Consider the following 22,869-nt stretch of genomic DNA (forward strand, 5'->3'; position numbering starts at 1 on the left):
GGCGGCCTCGCAACCGATAGGCGGGTCCGGGGCGCCGATTATGGAAAGGGGTGATGCCTGGAAAGACGATCACATGGAGCAGGAAGATGCGAACGCCGGCCATTTCATCCATGTTTTAGCAATCAAATTTGAATGGAAGGGGAAATTTCATGTATGCACGTAAAGTGGTATCGCCAACCAAATTCATCATCTCTTTGTTGCTTTGTTTTTTTATGCTAGTTCCTAACATTTATGCGATTGACGGTGTGTATCATGCGCCTTATGGCATTGACGATCTTTACGACATTCAGGCCACTGAGCGGAGTCCAAGAGATCCTGTTGCAGGCGATACGGTGTATATCAAAATTACGACGTGGCCGATTGAGCCCGGACAGACAGCCTGGGTAACCTGGACGAAAAACGGCGTTAGCCAGCCTGCTGTCGGAGCCGCCTTTAAATACAACAGCGGCAACAATACGTATTGGGAAGCGAACCTGGGCAGCTTTGCCAAAGGCGATGTTGTTTCTTATACGGTACGCGGCAATAAAGACGGAGCGAACGAAAAGACGAGCGGACCGTTCACTTTTACGGTAACCGATTGGGAATCGGTAAGCAGTATCAGCTCAGTCACGAATAATACAAACCGGGTAGTGCTGAATGCGGTGCCGAATACGGGAACGATGACGCCGAAAATCAACATTTCTTTCACGGCGGACGACGTGTTCCGTGTGCAGGTATCCCCAACGGGGACAGGGACGCTTAGCAGCGGACTTAGCAACTACACGGTATCAGACACGGCATCGACGACTTGGATTTCTACCTCTAAGTTGAAGTTGAAGGTGGATAAGAATCCTTTTAAATTGAGTGTTTATAAGCCTGATGGGACGACGCTGATTGCCCGGCAATATGACAGCACAACGAATCGCAATCTGGCTTGGCTCACCAACGGCAGTACGATCATCAACAAAATGGAGGATCATTTCTATTCGCCTGCCTCCGAGGAGTTTTTCGGCTTCGGCGAGCACTACAATAACTTCCGCAAACGCGGAACGGATGTAGATACTTACGTTTATAACCAGTATAAAAACCAAAACGACCGTACGTATATGGCTATACCTTTCATGCTCAACAGCAATGGTTACGGAATTTTCTTGAATTCTACGTATTATTCCAAATTCCGTTTGGCGACGGAGCGCACGGATATGTACAGCTTTACGGCTGATACAGGGGGTAGTGCAACCTCGACGCTGGATTATTATTTCATCTATGGTAATGACTTGAAGGGTGTTGTCGGTAATTATGCCAATATTACCGGCAAACCGACCGCGCTGCCGAAATGGGCTTTCGGCTTGTGGATGTCGGCCAATGAATGGGACCGTCAAACCAAGGTCTCGACGGCGATCAGCAACGCAACGACGAACAACATTCCTGCGACCGCAGTCGTTCTCGAGCAGTGGAGCGACGAGAACACGTTCTACATTTTCAACGATGCGCAGTATACGCCGAAGACTGGGAGCAGCGCGTTTGCTTATACGGATTTCACCTTCCCGACAACGGGCAGATGGACCAATCCGAAGCAGATGGCGGACAACGTGCATAACAACGGGATGAAGCTTGTCTTGTGGCAGGTTCCGATCCAGAAGTGGACGTCAACGGCCTATCAGCAGAAGGATAACGACGAAGCTTATATGATCTCACAAAATTATGCCGTGGGTAACGGCAGCGGCGGTCAGTACCGCATTCCGAGCGGTCAATGGTTCGAGAACAGCCTGCTGCTTGATTTTACGAACGCGAGCGCGAAAAACTGGTGGATGTCCAAACGCGCCTATTTGTTTGACGGCGTCGGCATCGACGGTTTCAAAACCGACGGTGGCGAAATGGTTTGGGGCCGCTGGAACACGTTCTCAAACGGCAAAAAGGGCGACGAAATGCGCAACCAGTACCCGAACGAGTACGTGAAGGCGTACAACGAATACGCGCGGTCGAAAAAATCCGATGCCGTCTCGTTCAGCCGTTCCGGCACGCAAGGCGCGCAAGCGAACCAGATCTTCTGGTCCGGCGATATGGAGTCGACATTTGGCGCCTTCCAACAGGCCGTAGCGGCAGGGCTGACTGCCGGAATGTCCGGCGTTCCTTATTGGAGCTGGGATTTAGCGGGCTTCACGGGATCGTATCCATCGGCTGAACTGTACAAACGGGCCACCGAGATGGCCGCATTCGCTCCGGTGATGCAGTTCCACTCAGAGGCCAACGGCAGCTCCGGCATCAATGAGGAACGCTCGCCGTGGAACGCACAGGCCCGTACCGGCGATAATACGATCATCAGTCATTTTGCCAAGTATACGAATACCCGCATGAATTTGCTCCCTTACATTTACAGCGAGGCGAAAAAGTCGAGCGACACCGGCGTACCGATGATGCGCGCCATGGCACTTGAGTATCCGACCGACAGCAATACGTACGGATTGACGCAGCAGTATATGTTCGGCGGCAATCTGCTGGTCGCTCCGGTCATGAACCAGGGTGAAACGAATAAAAGCATTTACCTCCCGCAAGGAGATTGGATCGATTTCTGGTACGGCGCACAGCGCCCGGGCGGCCGCACCATCAGCTATAATGCAGGCGTTGACGACCTTCCTGTTTTTGTGAAGTCCGGTAGCATTCTTCCGATGAATCTGAACGCCCAATATCAGGTTGGCGGTACGATTGGCAACAGCTTAACTAGCTACAACAATCTGACCTTCCGCATTTATCCGCTGGGCACAACAAGCTACGACTGGAATGATGACATCGGCGGTTCGGTTAAAACGATTACCTCCACCGAGCAGTACGGACTTAGCAGGGAAACGGTCAGCGTGCCTGCCATTAATTCGACGAAAACGCTGCAGGTGTTCACAACCAAACCGTCTTCAGTGACGGTTGGCGGTTCGACGGCAACCGAATACAGCTCGCTCAGTGCTTTAATCGGTGCCTCATCGGGCTGGTACTACGATACCGTGCAAAAGCTCACTTATGTGAAGCTTGGCGCGAGTGCTTCGGCTCAAACCGTTGTTTTGAACGGTGTAAACAAAGTGGAGTATGAAGCTGAATTCGGTGCGCAAACGAATGTTACCACCAATACAAATCATACCGGCTACATGGGCACAGGGTTTGTTGACGGCTTCGAGACAGTGGGCGACTCTGTCACTTTCGACGTTTCCGTTAAAGCAGCCGGCACGTACACCCTGAAGGTGCGTTATTCCTCCGGCGCAGGCAACGGTTCACGCGCGATCTATGTGAATAACACAAAAGTGACCGACTTGACGCTGCCTCAGACGACGAACTGGGATACATGGGGCACGGCTACCGTCAATGTGACGTTGAACGCAGGCTGGAATACGGTGAAAGTTAGCTACGACAGCACGAATTCGCTCGGCGTCAACCTTGATAATATTGCGATACTTGAGCAATAAAGAGGGGGAAGGGGGCCCTGGCGGCCCCTCCCTCATTCCACAAACGAAAGGTGGCATTGTCATGAGTCCACGGAACAAAAGAGTTCCACGCATCCTCTCTGTGTTCGCAGCATGCGCCCTGATCGGATCTACTCTAACCTTTCTTCCGGCACCACCTGCTCACGCCTATGTGAGCGCACTGGGCAATCTGCTGTCATCGAGTGTGACAGGAGACACGCTGACATTAAACATCGATAACGGCACTGAGCCTAATGATGATATTTTGGTCATTCAAGCGGTGCAAAACGGCATCTTAAAAGTGGATTACCGTCCAAATGGCGTAACGCCAAGCACGAAGACCCCTATGCTCGACCCTAACAAAACCTGGTCGGCCGTAGGGGCGACGATTAACACGGCGAGCAATCCGATGACCATCACGACATCCAGCATGAAGATCGAAATTACGAAAAGCCCTGTGCGCATGACGGTCAAAAAGCCGGACGGCACTTCGCTGTTCTGGGAGCCTTCGAGCGGCGGAGTGTTCTCGGACGGCGTTCGTTTTGTGCATGCCACTGGCGATAATATGTACGGCATACGCAGCTTTAATGCCTTTGATGACGGCGGCGACTTGCTGCGCAACAGCTCCAGCCATGCCGCGCATGCGGGAGAGCAGGGAGATTCCGGCGGACCGCTTATCTGGAGCACGGCGGGGTACGGTGTGCTCGTTGACAGCGATGGGGGGTATCCGTACACGGATGAGCCTACGGGCAAAATGGAGTTTTATTATGGTGGCACACCTCCGGAAGGACGGCGCTATGCGAAGCAGGATGTGGAGTATTACATCATGCTTGGCACGCCAAAGGAAATCATGTCCAGCGTTGGCGAAATTACGGGCAAGCCGCCGATGCTGCCGAAATGGTCGCTCGGATTTATGAACTTCGAGTGGGATACGAACCAAACGGAATTCACAAATAACGTGGATACGTACCGGGCCAAAAATATCCCCATCGACGCCTACGGCTTCGATTACGACTGGAAAAAATACGGCGAAAACAACTATGGAGAATTTGCGTGGAACACGACAAACTTTCCTTCCGCCGCAACGACGTCTCTGAAAACGACGATGGATGCCAAAGGCATCAAAATGATCGGTATCACGAAGCCCCGCATTGTGACCAAGGATGCTTCGAACACGGCGACTGTTCAGGGAACGGATGCGGCGAATGGCGGCTATTTTTATCCGGGGCATACCGAGTATCAGGATTATTTCATCCCGGTTATGGTGCGCAGCATCGATCCATACAACGCCAGTGAGCGTACCTGGTTTTGGAATCATTCCAAGGATGCGCTGGATAAAGGCATCGCGGGATGGTGGAATGACGAGACTGATAAAGTTTCGTCGGGCGGGGCTTCCTTTTGGTTCGGCAATTTTACCACGGGCCATATGGCGCAGACGATGTACGAAGGACAACGGGCTTACACGAGCGGCGCGCAGCGCGTTTGGCAAACGGCGCGAACCTTCTATCCGGGAGCGCAGCGGTATGCGACGACGCTCTGGTCCGGCGACATCGGCATTCAGTACAATAAGGGCGAACGTATCAATTGGGCCGCAGGCATGCAAGAGCAGCGGGCTGTGATGCTGTCTTCGATCAACAACGGGCAGGTCAAATGGGGCATGGATACCGGCGGATTCAACCAGCAGGATGGTACGACAAACAATCCGAACCCCGATCTCTATGCGAGATGGATGCAGTTTAGCGCGCTTACGCCGGTTTTCCGCGTGCACGGCAATAACCATCAACAGCGGCAGCCTTGGTACTTCGGCTCAACTGCTGAGGAAGCGGCCAAGGAAGCGATCCAATTGCGCTATTCCTTAATCCCGTATATGTACGCTTACGAAAGAAGCGCCTACGAGAACGGAAACGGACTCGTTCGACCGTTGATGCAGGATTACCCAACCGACCCGAATGCCAAAAACTACACGGACGCTTGGATGTTCGGCGACTGGCTGCTGGCCGCTCCTGTGGTGAATAAACAGCAAACGGCAAAAGATATTTACTTACCGGCAGGTACATGGATCGACTACGCCAGAGGCAATGTCTTTACAGGCGGCCAAACGATTCACTATGCGGTGAATCCCGATACGTTGACGGATATTCCTCTTTTTATTAAAAAAGGAGCGATCATTCCGACGCAGAAGGTGCAGGATTATGTGGGACAATCAGCCGTCGCTTCCGTGGACGTGGATGTGTTCCCTGATACTGCGCAATCCGGCTTTACCTATTACGATGACGATGGCGCCAGCTACAATTACGAGAGCGGAACCTACTTCAAGCAAGCTATGACCGTACAGGACAGCGGTTCAGGCACGCTCAATTTCACACTGGGCGCGAAAAGCGGCAGCTACACCCCGTCCTTGCAATCGTACATTGTTAAGCTACATGGAGCGGCGGGTACGGCTGTGACGAACAATAGCACGGCGATGACATCTTATGCCAGCTTGCAGGCTTTGAAGGCAGCAGCGGGCGAAGGCTGGGCAAAAGGCAAGGATGTTTACGGCGATGTCACTTATGTGAAATTGGCAGCGGGAGCCGTCTCCGCCAAAGCCATAGCCGTAACCGGAAACAGCGCCGTGAGCGCCACGGCTGCACAGTATGAAGCCGAAGATGCGTCTCTTTCGGGCAATACATCGACTACGAAAGCGACGGTGAACACCAATCATACGGGGTATACAGGAACCGGTTTCGTGGATGGACTGGGCAACGCAGGAGCAGGCGTAACGTTTTATCCGAAGGTGAAAACAGGCGGCGACTACAACGTTACTCTGCGCTATGCGAATGCAACGGGTGCAGCCAAGGCAGTCAGTATTTTCGTCAACGGCAAAAGAGTGAAGTCGACATCTCTGGCCAATCTGGCAAACTGGGACACATGGTCAACCCAATCGGAGACGCTTCCTTTGACAGCCGGTACGAATGTCGTCACGTACAAGTACTACAGTGATGGCGGTGACACAGGTAACGTCAATCTTGATAATATTACGGTGCCGTTTGCGCCTGTTATCGGCAAATATGAAGCGGAGAGCGCCGAACTATCCGGTGGCAGCACTGTGAATCAGAATCATTGGTACTACAGCGGCACCGCTTTCGTAGATAGCATGGGCGTCACGGGTGCGCAAGTGAAATATAACATTGATGTGCCGAGTGCAGGCAGCTATCAGGTCGCGCTGAGATACGCCAACGGTACAGGGGCGACGAAGACGCTGAGCACTTACATTAACGGAACGAAGCTGGGCCAAACAAGCTTCACCAGTCCCGGGACCAACTGGAACGTGTGGCAGGATAACGTTCAGACAGTATCGCTAAACGCTGGAGCTAATACCATCGCGTTCAAATACGATGCCGGCGATAGCGGCAATATCAATCTGGACCGCGTTTTGCTCTCAACGGCAGCGGCGGGCACGCCTGCTTCGGAACAAAATCTGCTGGATAACGGCAGTTTTGAGCGCGATACGAGCCAGAGCAGCAACTGGACCGAGTGGCATCCGGGCACGCAAACGGTCGCTTATGGCATCGACAGCGGTTCGACGACGAATCCGCCGGAATCACCTTGGGCAGGAGATAAGCGCGCTTACTTCTATGCGGCGGGCGCTTATCAACAAAGCATCCATCAGACGATCAGCGTTCCCGTCAACAACGTGAAGTATAAATTTGAGGCTTGGGTTCGCATGAAAAACACGACTCCAACAACAGCCAGGGCCGAAATACAAAACTACGGAGGCTCTGCCATTTACGCGAACATTAGCAACGACGGCGTCTGGAAATACATCAGCGTCAGCGACATCATGGTGACGAACGGTCAGATCGACATCGGTTTTTACGTGGATTCTCCTGGCGGCACCACACTCCACATCGATGATGTCCGCGTGACCCAGCAATAAAGCTCGGCTCTCCTCCCTTTAGCGGCAGGAGGGCTTTTTTCGTCGGTTAGGCATGTTACAGAACGAAAGTGTTAAGGATACTCTTTCTAAGAAATTTTGGCATGTACTCGGAGCGCAGCTAGAAAGGTGTTTTTCATCGTTATAGACATGTGGGGAGGCTGCAGTCATGGCTCTAACAATATTTTTCATCTTTACAGACGAGAAAAAAAGTGGGCGTGTATGTGGAGCTCAGCTGGAAAGGTATTTTTCATCGTTGCAGACATGTGGGGATGTTGAAGTCGTGTCTATAGCGATATTTTTCATCTTTACAGACGAGAAGATGGAGGTTGGACAAAGACAAGTTCGTTCCCAAACGTACGACTTTAGATTAGGACATGGCAATCATCCAGGTTTTTCTCATCTGTATACCAGGGGCTCGTCCTGCAACCTTTCGGAGCGGGGAGCGTCTATATGGGGTAGACACTGTTAAATACTGGAGGATGGTATCGGACCTATGCGGAAGAAAGTATGGCTCGTTGCAGCAATCGCTTTTCAGTTATGTATCCTTCTGCCTGGAGGGAGTTCTGCGGATTCCTATACACAGTTGCAAGAACCGGACACGTTGCGGATTCCTCCTGTTATTTCATTGCTTGCAGCGACTCCCTTCTACAATAGCCCGAATGAGAATGAAGGGGAGCAGGAAGGGTGGTTGGCTCCGCAGGATAGCGTGAAGGTGCTGGCCGGGGAAGTGAAATGGTCCCGAGGAAAAAGCTGGTGGAAAATCCAAACTTGGCTCGGGGAAAAATATATTTCGCCGGATCCTTGGAACGTAGATGTCCCGGCTCCGCCGAAGCTTGCTTTATTTGAAGAAACGCCGATTTACGCGTCTAAGAATGCCAAATCCAAGCCGTCGGCAACCCTCGCGCCCCAAGAGGTGCAAGTCGTAGGGGCCGAGAAGCAGTGGTTTTATAGCAATAACGAACAAGATAAAAAATGGCTCCAGATTCATACGACCTGGCTGGGGGATCAATGGGTACAACTGCCTGCCGCTAAAATTGGATATGTAAAACCTGCCGATTATTATGTTTACTATGATGGCGGATGGATCATGGATTCACCCGAATTTGGCCTGAATACCTATTCGCCTGATCTTCGTTACACCAGCCCGCCCCACCTAAACAGGCAGGTTGTGCATGTAACGGGGGAGTTCGTAACGCCTTACGATACGAATTATCAAATTGCAACGGAGCAAGGGCCGAAGTTTGTCTCCGCCAAGGGAGTTCCCATTGTTAAAACGTCTGTGCCGGTTGTCTTGAAATCGAAAACAGCACTGTTCAGCACGCCGTATAGCGACATCTCGTCGGTCATTACGATGCTGAATCCGCAGACGCTGACCTCGTTTGAAAAGTTTAAAGATATGGAGCTATACCATGTTCATACCGAATTAGGCGACGGCTGGGTGCAGCCCTATTACTCGGAGCCCGTTGATACGAAGCCTGCGCAAGTGTCTATTGAGCTTAAAGGGGAGACCCAGCTGTATCGATTGCCTAAAGATAGCTTTCAAATCAACGGCGCTGTCTTGAAAAATCAAACGGTACAGCCGAGCCTAACTTGGAACGATGAGCTGCAAAGAGTTTGGTATCAGCTCCAAACTAAGGATGGTATCGTATGGTTCATGTTCGACCCCCGAACGGATGTCGTGCATGAGCCGGATGGCAGCCCTCTTGTGCAGCTTACCTACCAAGGATCGAATGTAGTTACAGTCACGGTGGACGGAGAACGATTGCGCTATGCGGACGATGTGGGATATGTGAAAGGAGGTCAGCCGTATCTCTCGGTTAGCTTTTTAAGCTATGCTCTGCAATTCGTGAGGGAGAGCGGTCCCGATGAGATTGCATTTACTCATAAGGACGGGTACTCGTTCCGTATTCATAAGGGTCAGTCGGAGGCCGTTACTTACTGGAAAGGCACCCGGCAGGAGAAAGTGAACCTGCGCGAGGCGCCGACTTGGGTGAATGATGAAGTCTACCTTAATACCGAGGACGTATGCCGGTTGATGGGGGCCTCGATCGATTGGTTTAAGAGCGGAGACCGCTTTTACATTTTTACGGATGACTATAGCGCCAGTCCATCTTCACTTACTGCCACAACCAAGGATCCCAGCCTTCGGGCCGTAGCTTATATTTTCGATCGCAAAGACGGTTGGTATGATGGGCAACCTTCTCTCCGCCCGCACCTGACATTGAGCAATCAAAGCCAGTCAGCGACAGCAATTGCATCTTCAAGCGAGGAAGAAAAAGGTCAGCTTAGCTCATGGTTCGCCGGCAAACGTTACATCTGGTTCAGGCAGTACCAGTCGGCGGATTTGGAAGCAGGGATCAATAAGCTGTTGGCTGCCGTTAAAATCGGAAGCCGCATCGTGTGGCAGCAAGCGTATCCGGTTGTACATGAGTAAGTGAGAGGTTTTCGGCCTTATCTTGAAACGTAAATAGGCGAGCAGCGTATTGAAAATTAGAACATTTTTAGTTGATGATTGGAAAATACTTGCTTCGCCTATTTGCGCGCAGAGAGGTGATTAATTCAACATGATGACTTTGTTTGCCGTTTGTTTCTGGGTCGGCCTTGCGCTGACGCTGCTTATTACGTTTTTTGGCGGTGACATTTCGGAATTCCACGTCGATAGCGGAGGCGGTCATGGTCACGCGGGCCCAAGTTTTTTTAATTTATCCTCTGTGTTAGCAAGCTTGACCGTATTTGGCGGCGTAGGCTACATGCTGGGCAGTGTCGGTATGACGAGTTTAGTGCTCATTTTACTCATTGCCCTTGCCGCCGGTCTCGTGATTGGGTGGTTCTTCTTCCTCTTTTATGCCAAGGTCATCTACAAACACGATCATACGATGAAAGAGGACGATTTCGACCTTCATGGGCAGCTGGGGCATCTTTCAGTCCCCATTCACGGAACGGGTACGGGTGAAATGAAATTCGTCCTGCAAGGAACCACTCGTTCCATCAGCGTGAAGTCTGAGAACGGCGAATCGATCGCGAAAGGCGCTAAGGTCATTGTTTTGAACATGAGTAAAGGTGTTGCGACTGTAACGGAATTTAATAAGGAGGTTGATTTGTAATGCTAACAGTTTTGTATACGGTTGTTGCCATTGTTGTTGTCGTTTTGATCTTACTAGCTTCGATTGTTAAAGCGTATAAGAAGGTGCCGCCGAATGAGGCGATGATCGTGTTCGGTCTAGGGGGAAAACGCGTTGTGCAAGGCGGAGGGAGCTTCGTCATCCCCGGATTTCAGAGTTTTAAGACGATTTCCATGATGCTGATGAGCTTCGATGTGAAGCCGGATCAACCGATGTTTTCCCAGCAAGGGATCCGGCTGAAAATTGAAGCCGTGGCCCAGATCAAAATCCAAAGCGATCCGATTGCGATTGCAACAGCATCCGAGCAGTTCCTGGATCATACGCTGGCGGAGCGGGAAACGATTATTTTGCATTCCGTAGAAGGGCACCTTCGCGGTTTGGTCGGGCAGTTGACGGTCGAAGCGATTCTCAAAAACCCGGACGAACTCAACAGCAAGATGCGAGAAACGTGCTCCGAGGATCTAGATAAAATGGGGCTCAGCCTGATCTCCTTTGTGCTGAAACGAGTTGCGGACGATCAGGGTTACATCGAGAATTTGGGCGTACCGGAAGTGGAGCGCATTCGGAAAAGTGCAAGCATCGCTAAGGCAGAGGTTGAGCGGGATATCCAAATTAGACAGGCGGAGACGGAGAAAGAGTCCGCGATCCGCAAGGCGGAGGCGCACCAGCTCCGCATTGAGGCAGAGAGCGTGGCTTCTGCGAAGGAAGCTCTATACCGCAAGGAGCTGAACATCAAGGAAGCGGAATTCAAACAAGAAACGACGAGCCGGCAGGCGGAGGCCGATTTGGCTTACGAGCTGAAGCAGAATCAAATTCAGCAGTCGCTCGTGACCGAACAGGTGAGGATCAAGCAGATGGAAGCGGAGGCGAACAAGAACGTTCGCCAGATCGAGGTTGAGCTCAAGCAGAAGGAGCTTGAAGCCACGGTCATTAAGCCCGCTGAGGCGGAAAAGCAGGCGGCCATCCTGCGCGCGGAAGTCAATAAGCAGCGGCAAATTCTCGAAGCCGAGGCCGAAGCGGAATCGACGAGAAAACGCGGCGAAGCGACGGCTGAAGCAGAGCTCGCCAAAGGGAAGGCGAACGCGGAGGTCATACGCCTGGCCGGGATAGCAGAAGCCGAAGCGCTGGAGAAAAAGGCGGAGGCTTACAAGCAGTATACGCAAGCGGCGGTCACCGTTGAGATCCTTCGCATGCTGCCTGAGCTGGCAGAGAAAATTGCTGCTCCGCTTAGCAATGTAGACAAAATTACGGTCATTTCGCAGGATGGAGCGACTTCGGGAGTCAATCGCATAACAGGCGATATTACGAAGATGATTGCACAGGTGCCGGAAATTACACAAACGTTAACAGGCAAGACGGTAACGGATCTTGCCAGGGCTTTTCTAGGCAAAGATAATGCTATTGTTCCTGCAGGAGATAAGCAAGAAGGAATAGAGTAATGGCACTAAGTCGTACTATGAAAAAGCTGGCACTCTCAGCTCTGACGTTGAGTCTGCTTGGTTGTTGGCAGCTTACGGGAAAAGCCAGAGCCTACGATTCCTGGATTTCGACCAATCCCTTGCCTTCTGCCAAAACGATTACATTGTTTGAGACCACCAGCTTTTACGATGACCATTTGAAGGAAATCGGCGAGTTATCTCCGCAAACGGTAACGATCCTGGGGACGAGAAGTGTTCGCGCCGGCCACGGGGAGGGCTACACCAGATATTACTATCAAATCGCGACCTGGTTAGGACCGATGTGGATTTCACCGGATAATGCCGAGTTTGATCAAGCGGTGCCTCTGGTCACCAATATCGATCTCGGCAATCTGCAGCCTCTCTATGAGGATTCGGGATTAACGAAGCCTACGGGCGGCAAGCTCGCTCCGCAGATCGTTACAGCTAAGGCCAAGTGGGGCAGCCGTTATCTCATTGAAACGAAAGCGGGAGAGAAATGGATATCGCCTGTTTATCCATCATTAGTCGGTGTCCAGGAAGTCGATGAAGAAGTTCAATTAACCCATGAGACGGAACTTATGCGGAATCCGATTTCTTTTGGAACCGGAGCAAGCATTACGCCGCAGACGGTCAAAGTGAAGGAAGTTTGGAACGATTGGCATCGGATCGATTCCTGGATGGGTCCTGTCTGGTTCAAATTACACGGACTCCAGGCTGCGGACCGGAACGATGATATCGAGGTTGCCTTTACGAACTGGTACTCAGATAAGACTAACCCCCATCTTACTCAAATGGAAGCAGAGGTGCAGCTGGGACCGAAATGGCGGGATCGCAAAGAAGCTGCGCCAGTTGGATTTCAGGTTAGTTTTTACAGTGTGCGCGGTGAAAAGTTAGCTGCATCGAGCGGTGTAACGACCGAGTTGTCAAATGGAAGTGAGCGGAAAACCGTAAAGTTTACTGTGGATGGAGATATCAGACAGTATGCTTATGCCACCGTACAAGTCGGAATGCTGTTCGGGAACATCATGAACGATGTGCAGCCGGCAGCCGAAATGTCGATTGCCGATGACGCTCATCCGGAGCTGCGCCTTGGTACTCTTCAAGTGCGACGGGATGGCGTGTTCAGCGTTATTCAAGGACAGTTCCAGCTAGACCGGGCGGGAGCGGCAGAGGTGACGGGCCGGCTGACGTTTGCTGACAGCGAAGGCAAGGTTCTGGGCATTGCGCCGCTTCGCATCAAGGTTGATGCCGATTTCCCAGGCAAGAGCAGGCTTCGAGTGTTTGAATGTGTCGTTCCCAACAATGTGATGAATTATAAGAGTGTTAAGCTCGAAGTCGTTTCATTAACCAAATAGATCGTAAAAAATCCCCTTGAAATGGGGATTTTTTGTTTATTCTTGTCCCGGTGCGACAAATAGGCTATATTTTGAAGGAAACTATTCCTGCCCAAAAGGTGAACCTATGGCAACCATTCATGACGTGGCTGAGCGCGCGGGCGTTTCCGTTACGACAGTTTCCCGCGTGCTTAACAATCGAGGATATATTAGCGAATCAACCCGCAGCAAAGTCTATCAATGCATGGAGGAGCTGGGCTATCAACCAAATGAAATTGCCCGCTCGCTTCTGAAGAAGCAGTCCAATATCATTGGCCTGATTGTGCCGAACGTATCTCATCCGTTTTTTGGCGAGCTGGCATCCTTCGTGGAATACTATGCGTATGAGCACGGCTTCAAAATGCTGCTCTGCAACTCTCATCTGGATCCGGTCAAGGAGAAGGAATACATTGAGATGATGAGGCGTAACAGAGTAGATGGTATCATCATGGGAAGCCATACACTGGAAGTCGAAGATTATCGGAACTTGCATCATCCTATCGTAACCTTTGATCGGCAGATTGATGCCGACATCCCTTACATGTCCTCGGATAATTACCGGGGAGGGGAATTAGCGGCTGAACTGCTTGTGAAGAAGGGCTGTAAGAAAATAGCGCATATCTGCGGCAATTTGGAACTTGATTTGCTAGCTAATCAAAGGACGCATGCATTCCGGGACATAGTCACCCGTCATGGAATCGAGCATTTGATCGTGCAGACGGATATGAACGTATTTGATCAGAAGCAGTATGAACGGATCATTTCGGAACTGTTTCAAAAGCACCCTGATATTGACGGTGTGTTTGCAACGAGCGATATTATCGCCGCTTATGTCGTACAACACAGCTACAGGTTAGGTAAGCACATCCCCCAAGATATCCGTATTGTTGGCTATGATGATGTGAGCGCAGCTTCGTGGCTTGTCCCTTCGATAACAACGATTCAACAGCCTATCGAAGAGATGAGCAAGCAAGCTATCGAATTGATTCGTAGTCAACTGGCAGAGGAATCGATCCAGATGGCAAATATTTTACCTGTGACACTCATTGAGCGAGGAACCACTTGAGGAGTATGCAAATACAGTAAACAGCTACTGCACTGGTAGAGGAAAACGCGATCTGGAGTTGTCCCTTAAGTAGATGAAACTACTTAGGGGCAGCTCCTTTTTTGTATCATTAATGTTCATGGCTTCTGGTAATGTGAATTCTGCCAAATAGTCGGCAGTTTTTGTGAATTAGCGTCCCACAGTGCACTAATATAGAACTTTGGGACGCTAATAAGTGGAAGAGTTGTCCGCACAGATGGGAAAGAGAACAAAGGTCCATATACAGCGAACATCGTTCGTTATATATGGACTTTTGTTCTCTCCAAGCGCGAAGCAAAGCGATCTGACCATCATTTGCGTCCTTACAGTACCTTATTTACGACCTTTGTTCCTAACGCCTCATAATCGCATCAGCTCATCAACCTATTTTGCTCCACATGAGTCAGCTCAATAGTTAATAGCGGGTGATAGTCTTGGAGTTATCTGAAGGAGCTTCCGAGACAACCTTCAAGGACAGGGGTGTTTTGTTTGGCCTGAGGGACCAGTAATCGAGGGTTGACCCAGTAAACAAAGGGGACTACCCCCAAGGTCGATATTTCTACAGAAGGACCAGCCTCTTAACTTTCCTAAATGTTTATGTCAAACGATTGACATGTCAAACCTTTGACATATATAATACGTTTTGTAAGCGATTTATTTCGAAACGGGGGAAATCAAATTGAACAAACGTAGAGGTTTACAAACTTTAGCAGCTGGCGTAGCGCTTGGCATGGTCGTTACGGGATGCTCATCCACAGGCAGCTCAAAAGAGAGCGCTTCCACAGATGTCGCAAAAGCGACTGCTTCCGCAACAGCAGCGGCACAATCGGGCAAAGAAGTAAAAATCACCCTGCTGAATTCCAAAGGTGAAATTCAAGCGCAAATGGAAGAAGCCGCGAAAACGTTCAAGCAGGACAACCCGAACATTACGCTTGAAGTGCTTCCGGTTCCGGCAGGCCAATCACCGTTCGAACGTGCATCTGCGCTCTACGCTTCCGGCAACCCGGCTACGATCACAATGCTGGATCCGGCTGACGTAAGCAAGTTCAAAGATCGAATTCTCGATCTCTCCGGAGAGAAATGGGTCACAGATGCGGTGGACAAAAGCCTGGATACCAAAACAACCGACGGCAAAGTCATGGCATTTCCTTTTTCAGTAGAAGGTTACGGATTTATTTATAGCAAACCGATTTTGGATAAAGCGGTAGGCGGTACTTTCGACCCGGGAACGATCAAGACGACGAACGATCTTGAAGGTCTGTTCAAAAAGATCGAAGCATCCGGCGTAGCGCCACTCGTCATCTCGCCGATGGATTGGTCGCTAGGCGCGCACTATTTGGAATTGGCGTACGCGGCACAGTCGCCTGATACGGCCAAGGTTGCAGCTTACATCGATCAGTTGAAAGCGGGCAAGGGAGATCTTGGCCACAATGCGGTATTTAATGGTCTGATGAATACATTTGATGTAATGACGAAGTACAATCTGGATAAAGTGTCCCCGCTCACCGGCGTTTACGAGAGAGGTCCGGAAGTATTGGGTAAAGGGCAAGCAGGCATCTGGTTCATGGGGAACTGGGCTTGGCCGAATATCAAAAGCTCTGACACGGCTAAGGCGCAATACGGTTTCCTGCCTGTCCCGGTCAGCAACAATCCGGATGATTTTGGCAACACGCAAATCACCGCTTCCGTTTCCAAACGTCTGGTTCTGGATAAAGAACACAGCACGCCTGAGCAGCAGGCAGCGGCGAAGAAATTCCTGGAGTGGATGGTGTACGAGAAGAACGGCCAAGATTTTGTCGTAAACAAAGCTAGCATTATCCCTGCATTCAAGAACAATAAGCTGGAGCCGCAGGATCCGCTCGCCAAGTCCATTATGGATTATATCGCTAGAGGCAAAACGATGGAGTCCGTGCCGACGCTTCCGGCTGACCACTGGGCGAAAAACGGAGCTTCCATGCAAAAATATTTGGCGAAAGCGGGAGACCGCGCTGTACTTGTAAAGGAAATTGAAGATTACTGGAAATCAGTGAAATAAATGATAAATAGGCATGGGTAAGACGTCGTCCGTCTTATCCATGTCTGCATTTGACTAAAGCTAAGTGAGTGAGGGATTTATCATGATTGCTGAAAAAGGAAGAGGGGAGAGGCTCCGCCTGCGCCTTCTGTTCACGGGCCCGACCTTATTTGCCTTCGTGACGGTAATGATCATTCCGTTCCTGTTCGGGATCTATTTAACGTTTACGAACTGGGACGGCATCTCGACGACACACACCTTTGTAGCTCTGCAAAATTACGGGTCTGTGTTTAAGGACGCGGAGTTCTGGAAATCTTTTGTCCTAACGCTTAAATATGTGTTTGCGACGGTTGTGCTTATTAATATCGTGGCGTTTTTGCTGGCTTATGTACTGACAAGCGGGCTCAAGGGGCAGAGCTTCTTCCGCGCCGGCTTCTTCGTACCGAACCTCGTCGGTGGTATCATGCTCGGCTTTGTATGGCAGTTTATTTTCTCCAATGTGCTCGTTTATTTCGGACAAAAATATCATCTGCCATGGCTGCAAGCTTCGTGGCTCGTAACGCCGGACAAGGCGATGTGGACGATGATCGTCGTGACGGTATGGCAGTATTCCGGTTACATGATGGTGATCTATGTGGCCGGGCTTATGAACGTACCGAAAGATATATTGGAGGCATCCAGTATCGACGGCGCATCCAGCTTGGCCAGATTGGTCAAAATTGTGCTTCCGCTCACGATTCCTTCTTTTATTGTGTGTGTATTTTTGTCACTGCAGCGCGGGTTCATGGTCTATGACCTGAATATTTCACTGACCAAGGGCGGACCCTTCAAAAGCACGGAAATGGTGTCCATGCACGTCTATCAAAAAGCCTTCCTGTCCCGCGATTATGGAGTAGGTCAAGCAGAGGCACTGATCTTGTTCCTGCTGGTAGCTGTGATTACGCTCATTCAGGTCTACTACAGCAAGAAAATGGAGGTGGAGGCGTGATGGCAGGCACCAAAACTTCTTTAAACGGGCTCAAAATCGTTCTCTTATCGCTCTGCTTCATCCTGTTCGTGTTTCCGTTCGGACTTCTGCTTCTCAATTCGTTTAAAGGCAACAAAGCCATTGTAGGCAGCCCCCTGGCGTTTCCGGCCAAGCTCGATTTCACGAATTACGTTAATGCTTTCGATAAAATGAAGTACCTGCACAGTTTCTCCAATTCGCTCGTGATTACGGTATCCAGCGTGCTGCTGCTTGCTCTCTTTACGGCGATGACGGCGCATTATTTCGTACGTAATAACAACAAATTCAACCAATATACATTCCTGCTCATGGTTGCTTCGATGATTATTCCGTTTCAGGCGATTATGATTCCGCTTGTCAAAATTTACGGCTCCATCGGCATGTTGAACAGCAAATGGGCGCTGATTTATATGTATCTTGGCTTCGGGAGCTCGCTGGCGGTATTTATTTATCACGGCTTCGTCAAAAGCATTCCCGCTGAGCTCGAAGAGGCGGCTTGGCTGGACGGATGCTCGCGTACGCAAATCTTTTTCAAAATTGTCTTCCCTATTTTGCTGCCCACATCGACGACGGTGACGATCCTGAATGTACTCTGGATATGGAATGACTTCTTACTTCCATCCCTTGTGCTGATTAAGCCTGAAGAGCGGACGCTTCCGTTATCCACCTTTTATTTCTATGGCACGTATTCCGTTGATTACGGCCCGCTCATGGCGGGATTGATGCTTACGATTTTGCCCATATTGATCATTTATTTATTTTCCCAACGTTATATTATCCAAGGTGTTATGCAAGGCTCGATTAAATAAACGCTATAGACAAATAAACAGTAAGGGTAGGATGAGCCATTAACTACACGAGAGAGAGTGCCGACGCATTCATACAGACAAATAAACAAAGCCTGCGGTCGGACTACCGGCTGAATTACCATCTCATGAGTGAGTTTGGTTGGATGAACGATCCGAACGGTTTTGTTCAATATAAGGGTCAATACCATATGTTCTATCAGCATTATCCATATAAATCCGTTTGGGGACCGATGCATTGGGGCCATGCGGTGAGCCGCGACCTGATTTCCTGGACATACCAACCGGTGGCATTGGCTCCGGATCAGACCTACGACAAGGATGGATGTTTTTCCGGAAGCGCCGTGGAGAAGGACGGCCGCCTGTACCTGATGTACACAGGGCATATCATAACGGGGCCTGATAAAGATAACGATTATATCCAGAAGCAAAATATGGCCGTATCGAGCGACGGTGTCGTGTTCGAAAAGCTTGCCGATAACCCGGTCATCGATAACAGCCAGATTCCGGAGGGGGCAAGTCTAAAGGATTTTCGCGATCCCAAAGTATTTGAACGAGACGGCAGCTACTATGTTGTCCTTGGTTCCAATGACGGGAAGGGCAATGGGCAAATTTTGCTCTATCGCTCTGAAGATTTGATTCATTGGACATTTGTTAATGTGATGGCTCAAAGCGACGGCACGCTTGGCGATAACTGGGAGTGTCCGGATTTGTTCGCGCTGGGAGGCCGTGATGTGCTGCTGATGTCGCCGCAGCGTGTTCCCGCTCAAGGTGACGATTACCGGAATCTGCACTCTACGACGTATATGCTGGGCGAACTTGATACAGTTAGCGGAAAGTTTCATTACGACGCCTATTTGCCTGTAGATTACGGATTTGATTTTTACGCGCCACAGACGACGAGAGATGATCAAGGCCGGCGCATCATGATCGGCTGGATGGACATGTGGGAAACGGATATGCCTACGCAACAAGGACACGGCTGGGCCGGGGCGATGACGCTGCCTCGCGAATTGGTGCTGCAAGGAGATAAAGTTTTATTCCTGCCGGTGAAGGAAATTGAAGGGTATCGCAAGAATCTCTATGAAATGACTGGTGTTACACTGGATGGGGAGCTGCTGCTGGGCACAGAAGGGGACAGTTATGAACTTCAGGTCAAGTTGAAGGCTGGCACTGCTACCGGATTTGGTCTTAAGCTGCGCACCAGCAGCGAAGAGGAGACGGTACTTTCTTACAGCGTTAACGATCGTCTGCTAAGCTTAAACCGCGACCGCTCGGGAATCGGTCCCCAAGGGGAGCGCAGAACGACGGTTGAATTGGATGGTGGCGTGCTGGCGCTGAGGATATTTGTCGACCGCAGCTCCGTTGAGGTCTTTATTCAAGGTGGCGAAAAGGTGATGACGGCACGTATTTATCCTAGCGAGAACTCGCGTGGGATCAAGGTGTATTCCCAAGGTGAGAGTGTCATTCAATCTTTGCAAAAATGGGACATTGGGTAGCACATGCTTACGAAGCAAGCTTTCCTAACGGAAAGCTCTAAGGAGGAAGCCTCATGGCTAAAGTGTTTACGATGGGGGAAGCGCTGATTGATTTTGTTCCCTCCGAAAAGGGCGTGGAACTTAAGGCGGTCAGCGGATTTGAGAAAGCCGCGGGCGGAGCTCCGGCCAACGTTGCTTGCGCGGTAGCCCGCTTAGGCGGCAGCAGCGGCTTTATCGGCAAGCTCGGGAAGGACGCCTTTGGCGATTTCCTGGTTGAGACGATGGAACAGCTTGGCGTGGACACCACCCGTGTATTTCGCACGGATCAAGCAAATACGGCGTTGGCGTTTGTAAGTCTCAAAGCAGACGGCGACCGCGACTTCTCGTTCTACCGCAATCCGAGCGCTGATATGCTGCTCAACGAGGAAGAGATCGACGGGAAATGGTTCGCTGCAGGCGACGTGCTGCATTACTGCTCCGTCGATCTGATCGAAGCGCCGGTGAAGTATGCGCATTTGAAGGCGATTCGCGCCATCAAGGATGCAGGCGGCCTTGTGAGCTTCGACCCGAACGTGCGATTGCCGCTCTGGAACGACAAAGAAGCATGCAGGCAGACGATTCTTGCTTTTATCCCGCTTAGTCATATCGTGAAGATCAGCGAAGACGAGCTTGCTTTCATCACCGGCAAAGAGGATGAAGAAGAAGCGCTCGCGTCTTTGTTCGTCGGCGATGTACAGCACGTGATCTATACACGTGGCGGCAACGGTGCCGAATGGAGAAGCCGTACACAGCGAGTGGCTGTAGGCGGCCACCGGGTTACTGTCGCCGACACGACCGGCGCGGGGGACGCATTCATCGGCTCGCTGCTCTATCGGCTGCATCTAGAGCCGAATGCAGCCCAATCGATTAGCGCCGGGCGGATGGCGGAGATGCTCGCCTTCGCCAATAGTGCGGCTGCTTTGACGACGACGCGTCAAGGGGCGATTCCGGCGCTTCCCTCGAAAGAGGAAGTGCTGCAATTTCAGCAGATTCAGAAGTGAATATGCATCTAACCAATGTGGCTGTCCCAACAGATCTGAATAGATCTTAGGGGTAGCCTTTCGTTTTTGCTTAGAAAGGAATGCAAGTTTAGACCGAAGATGTAAGTCCAATAGCCGATTATTAATCGTTGCGCTCATGGTATGCTTAATTTTATCAATCTTATTCGGGAAGGTGAGAGGGTATGAAATTGCGTGAATCCGGCATTATTTTATTTGCCGAGCATTATGAACGTGCAGTTGAATTTTATACTGAACGAATGGGTCTGCCGCTTCGTGAAAGAGGCAAAGGGTTGTCTGTCCTCGACTTTGGCGGTAGTTATCTCATGATAGAAGAAGATGGCGTATCTTCTGCCGAGGAGAAAACGAGAGGACAAAATCCGACAGTCCTTCGTTTGAATGTGAATGATTTCGACGCGACGGTTCGGGAACTGCAAGGGCGCGGTGTAGACGTGAAGGTCCTTTCATTCGATTGGGGAACCATTGGCGTTATCATCGATCCGGAAGGAAATCGCATCGAAATCAAGGATTGATTCCAAAGGTTGAGGAACTGCTATACAATGAAGTGCCTTCATCCACCCGGAATCCGGGAATACGATCCGATTGGACTGGAACGTTGGCAACTACGCATGGTACGGCAATCATCATTTCACGCACTAACAGGATGCCGCAAAGTCTCCGACTAACAGGAAAATCTCCATCTAATTCATCTGAATTTGGCAGCGTACGGAAAAATAGATGGAAAAACTCCTCCTATTTGCAGGCGGTTTCGAAAGAATGGGCCGGTTTGAAGAAATTAACGGGAGGAAATCCCGTTAGTGAAAGCATAAACGAGGAAACTCCCAAAATAGCATGACTTTTCCCAACTAAATAGAGTTGGTTAGCGGGGAAGGCCGATAGTAGCGGAGGGCAAGGGAATCCAATTGGATCCTCTTTTTGCGCAGCTATTCATTGATTTGCACTTGGTTCATTGAGCTGCATGCATGTAGTGCAGTTATTTTCGCAGAATCAAGCAAATTTTAGGGGGCAACCTGCATCATCTACAAGAAGTTTGGCCAGCTCCAGGTGAAATTACATGAAGTGTTGAGTCAATTTCATAACTAATAAGCCTTGCTAGATAAGGCTTTTCCGTCACTGTGACTTAGCTTCATAGGCAGCATGCCCGATTGCTTGTATAATAGAAAAAAAGCCGCAGGGGGATGGAATCATGGACGAATTACGCTTTCCTATTGGACTGTTTGAACACGAAGGTGAAATCACGCAGGAGCAGCTGCAGCAATGGATGGCCGACATCGGGTCGACGCCAAGGAGATTGAGAGAGGCTGTCGCCGGGCTTTCAGACGAGCAGCTCGATACCCCTTACCGGCCTGGCGGCTGGACAGTGCGGCAGGTCGTGCATCATGTGACGGACAGCCACATCAACAGTTACATGCGCTTCAAGCTTGCATTGACCGAGGAGGAGCCGACAATCCGCCCCTATTATGAGGATCGTTGGGCGGAGCTGAGCGACGGCAAGTCCGCACCGGTCGAGCTGTCCTTAACACTGCTGGATGCGCTGCACAGCCGCTGGATGATCTTGCTGGACTCGCTTCATCGCGAGCAGCTGTCGCGGGCTTTCGTACATCCGGAGTCAGGGAATACGATCCGTTTGGACTGGAATGTCGGCAACTATGCATGGCACGGCAACCATCATATCGCGCATATCACTCGTCTGCGTGATCGGATGGGCTGGTAGTCGAGCATTCTGAACCGAATGCCGAGACAGGTTAGTACGGAATGGGTTTCGACATTCGTCATGCAGTACCACTGTGCGCGCCCAGGATTCGCGCAAGTTGGACAGGAGAGGTCGTTTGGCGGCTTACTTTCGTTGTATCCGATCGAGAGTATAGCGGACACGTCATTGGAAAATATCTAGCAGAATCCCGCAACAGAGCCAATTTCACTACCGAACATTGGAAAGCATACAGTCAAATCGCCGCTAACCAGACTAAATATGATCTATCGGTTGTTCCTGTTGTACGAAATCCAATGAATGGAATGATTGGACACGAAACAAGAAAATTCACTGTACAATTTCCAGTCGATGGAAACTGGAAACGAAAACAAGAAAAGAACGTCCTTATGCCGGAGAAGCATAAGGACGTTCTTCGTCTGTACCGCTAA

Annotated in this window: 15 protein-coding genes; all 15 read left to right on the plus strand. The window is 50.5% G+C overall.

Annotated elements, in window-relative coordinates; genetic code table 11:
- The first annotated feature begins 149 nt into the window (after nucleotides 1-149).
- The 15 genes from ACFQZT_RS10690 to ACFQZT_RS10760 all read left to right on the plus strand — a co-directional run bounded on the left by ACFQZT_RS10690 (nucleotide 150) and on the right by ACFQZT_RS10760 (nucleotide 22,869).
- On the plus strand, nucleotides 150-3,431 hold the full coding sequence (locus ACFQZT_RS10690) for a TIM-barrel domain-containing protein (protein ID WP_379299452.1): 3,282 nt from the start codon (nucleotides 150-152) through the stop codon (nucleotides 3,429-3,431).
- 61 nt (nucleotides 3,432-3,492) lie between these two features.
- Nucleotides 3,493-7,347 (plus strand): TIM-barrel domain-containing protein, encoded by a 3,855-nt coding sequence (locus ACFQZT_RS10695; protein ID WP_379299455.1) that lies wholly within the window; start codon nucleotides 3,493-3,495, stop codon nucleotides 7,345-7,347.
- A 493-nt stretch (nucleotides 7,348-7,840) separates the two neighbouring features.
- On the plus strand, nucleotides 7,841-9,781 hold the full coding sequence (locus ACFQZT_RS10700) for a hypothetical protein (RefSeq protein WP_379299457.1): 1,941 nt from the start codon (nucleotides 7,841-7,843) through the stop codon (nucleotides 9,779-9,781).
- A 130-nt stretch (nucleotides 9,782-9,911) separates the two neighbouring features.
- Nucleotides 9,912-10,451 (plus strand): NfeD family membrane protein, encoded by a 540-nt coding sequence (locus tag ACFQZT_RS10705; protein ID WP_379299459.1) that lies wholly within the window; start codon nucleotides 9,912-9,914, stop codon nucleotides 10,449-10,451.
- On the plus strand, nucleotides 10,451-11,908 hold the full coding sequence (locus ACFQZT_RS10710) for a flotillin family protein (RefSeq protein WP_379299460.1): 1,458 nt from the start codon (nucleotides 10,451-10,453) through the stop codon (nucleotides 11,906-11,908). Before ACFQZT_RS10705 ends, ACFQZT_RS10710 begins: the two co-directional genes overlap by 1 nt.
- The gene (locus ACFQZT_RS10715) at nucleotides 11,908-13,263 is read left to right on the plus strand and encodes a hypothetical protein (RefSeq protein WP_379299462.1); all 1,356 of its coding nucleotides are present in this window, start codon (nucleotides 11,908-11,910) and stop codon (nucleotides 13,261-13,263) included. The genes ACFQZT_RS10710 and ACFQZT_RS10715 overlap by 1 nt, the downstream gene beginning before the upstream one ends.
- A 106-nt stretch (nucleotides 13,264-13,369) precedes the next feature.
- Nucleotides 13,370-14,347 carry a LacI family DNA-binding transcriptional regulator gene (locus tag ACFQZT_RS10720; RefSeq protein WP_379299464.1) on the plus strand — a complete coding sequence of 326 codons (978 nt, stop codon included), beginning with the start codon at nucleotides 13,370-13,372 and terminating at the stop codon, nucleotides 14,345-14,347.
- 697 nt (nucleotides 14,348-15,044) lie between these two features.
- Nucleotides 15,045-16,400, plus strand: coding sequence for an ABC transporter substrate-binding protein (locus tag ACFQZT_RS10725; protein WP_379299467.1), 1,356 nt, complete (start codon nucleotides 15,045-15,047; stop codon nucleotides 16,398-16,400).
- Nucleotides 16,401-16,482: 82 nt separating this feature from the next.
- The gene (locus ACFQZT_RS10730; RefSeq protein ID WP_379299469.1) at nucleotides 16,483-17,367 is read left to right on the plus strand and encodes a carbohydrate ABC transporter permease; all 885 of its coding nucleotides are present in this window, start codon (nucleotides 16,483-16,485) and stop codon (nucleotides 17,365-17,367) included.
- Complete coding sequence (locus ACFQZT_RS10735) at nucleotides 17,367-18,194, plus strand: carbohydrate ABC transporter permease (RefSeq protein ID WP_379299471.1); 828 nt, start codon at nucleotides 17,367-17,369, stop codon at nucleotides 18,192-18,194. Before ACFQZT_RS10730 ends, ACFQZT_RS10735 begins: the two co-directional genes overlap by 1 nt.
- 71 nt (nucleotides 18,195-18,265) lie before the next feature.
- A complete protein-coding gene (locus ACFQZT_RS10740) occupies nucleotides 18,266-19,690 on the plus strand; it encodes a glycoside hydrolase family 32 protein (protein ID WP_379299623.1) in 1,425 nt (474 codons plus the stop codon).
- Nucleotides 19,691-19,743: 53 nt separating this feature from the next.
- A complete protein-coding gene (locus ACFQZT_RS10745) occupies nucleotides 19,744-20,709 on the plus strand; it encodes a PfkB family carbohydrate kinase (RefSeq protein WP_379299473.1) in 966 nt (321 codons plus the stop codon).
- 182 nt (nucleotides 20,710-20,891) lie between these two features.
- Nucleotides 20,892-21,239: a VOC family protein gene (locus tag ACFQZT_RS10750; RefSeq protein ID WP_379299475.1), complete on the plus strand. Its 348-nt coding sequence runs from the start codon at nucleotides 20,892-20,894 to the stop codon at nucleotides 21,237-21,239.
- Nucleotides 21,240-21,913: 674 nt separating this feature from the next.
- Complete coding sequence (locus ACFQZT_RS10755) at nucleotides 21,914-22,441, plus strand: YfiT family bacillithiol transferase (protein ID WP_379299477.1); 528 nt, start codon at nucleotides 21,914-21,916, stop codon at nucleotides 22,439-22,441.
- Nucleotides 22,442-22,482: 41 nt separating this feature from the next.
- Nucleotides 22,483-22,869 carry a hypothetical protein gene (locus ACFQZT_RS10760; protein ID WP_379299479.1) on the plus strand — a complete coding sequence of 129 codons (387 nt, stop codon included), beginning with the start codon at nucleotides 22,483-22,485 and terminating at the stop codon, nucleotides 22,867-22,869.

The organism is Paenibacillus sp. GCM10027628 (assembly GCF_042676385.1).
In the GTDB taxonomy this organism is placed as follows: Bacteria; Bacillota; Bacilli; order Paenibacillales; family NBRC-103111; genus Paenibacillus_E.

Bases quoted from the DNA above. Each gene is read 5' to 3' on its own strand.
- ACFQZT_RS10690 (WP_379299452.1), top strand. From the start codon at position 150: ATGTATGCACGTAAAGTGGTATCGCCAACCAAATTCATCATCTCTTTG.
- ACFQZT_RS10695 (WP_379299455.1), top strand. From the start codon at position 3,493: ATGAGTCCACGGAACAAAAGAGTTCCACGCATCCTCTCTGTGTTCGCA.
- ACFQZT_RS10700 (WP_379299457.1), top strand. From the start codon at position 7,841: ATGCGGAAGAAAGTATGGCTCGTTGCAGCAATCGCTTTTCAGTTATGT.
- ACFQZT_RS10705 (WP_379299459.1), top strand. From the start codon at position 9,912: ATGATGACTTTGTTTGCCGTTTGTTTCTGGGTCGGCCTTGCGCTGACG.
- ACFQZT_RS10710 (WP_379299460.1), top strand. From the start codon at position 10,451: ATGCTAACAGTTTTGTATACGGTTGTTGCCATTGTTGTTGTCGTTTTG.
- ACFQZT_RS10715 (WP_379299462.1), top strand. From the start codon at position 11,908: ATGGCACTAAGTCGTACTATGAAAAAGCTGGCACTCTCAGCTCTGACG.
- ACFQZT_RS10720 (WP_379299464.1), top strand. From the start codon at position 13,370: ATGGCAACCATTCATGACGTGGCTGAGCGCGCGGGCGTTTCCGTTACG.
- ACFQZT_RS10730 (WP_379299469.1), top strand. From the start codon at position 16,483: ATGATTGCTGAAAAAGGAAGAGGGGAGAGGCTCCGCCTGCGCCTTCTG.
- ACFQZT_RS10735 (WP_379299471.1), top strand. From the start codon at position 17,367: ATGGCAGGCACCAAAACTTCTTTAAACGGGCTCAAAATCGTTCTCTTA.
- ACFQZT_RS10745 (WP_379299473.1), top strand. From the start codon at position 19,744: ATGGCTAAAGTGTTTACGATGGGGGAAGCGCTGATTGATTTTGTTCCC.
- ACFQZT_RS10750 (WP_379299475.1), top strand. From the start codon at position 20,892: ATGAAATTGCGTGAATCCGGCATTATTTTATTTGCCGAGCATTATGAA.
- ACFQZT_RS10755 (WP_379299477.1), top strand. From the start codon at position 21,914: ATGGACGAATTACGCTTTCCTATTGGACTGTTTGAACACGAAGGTGAA.
- ACFQZT_RS10760 (WP_379299479.1), top strand. From the start codon at position 22,483: ATGGGTTTCGACATTCGTCATGCAGTACCACTGTGCGCGCCCAGGATT.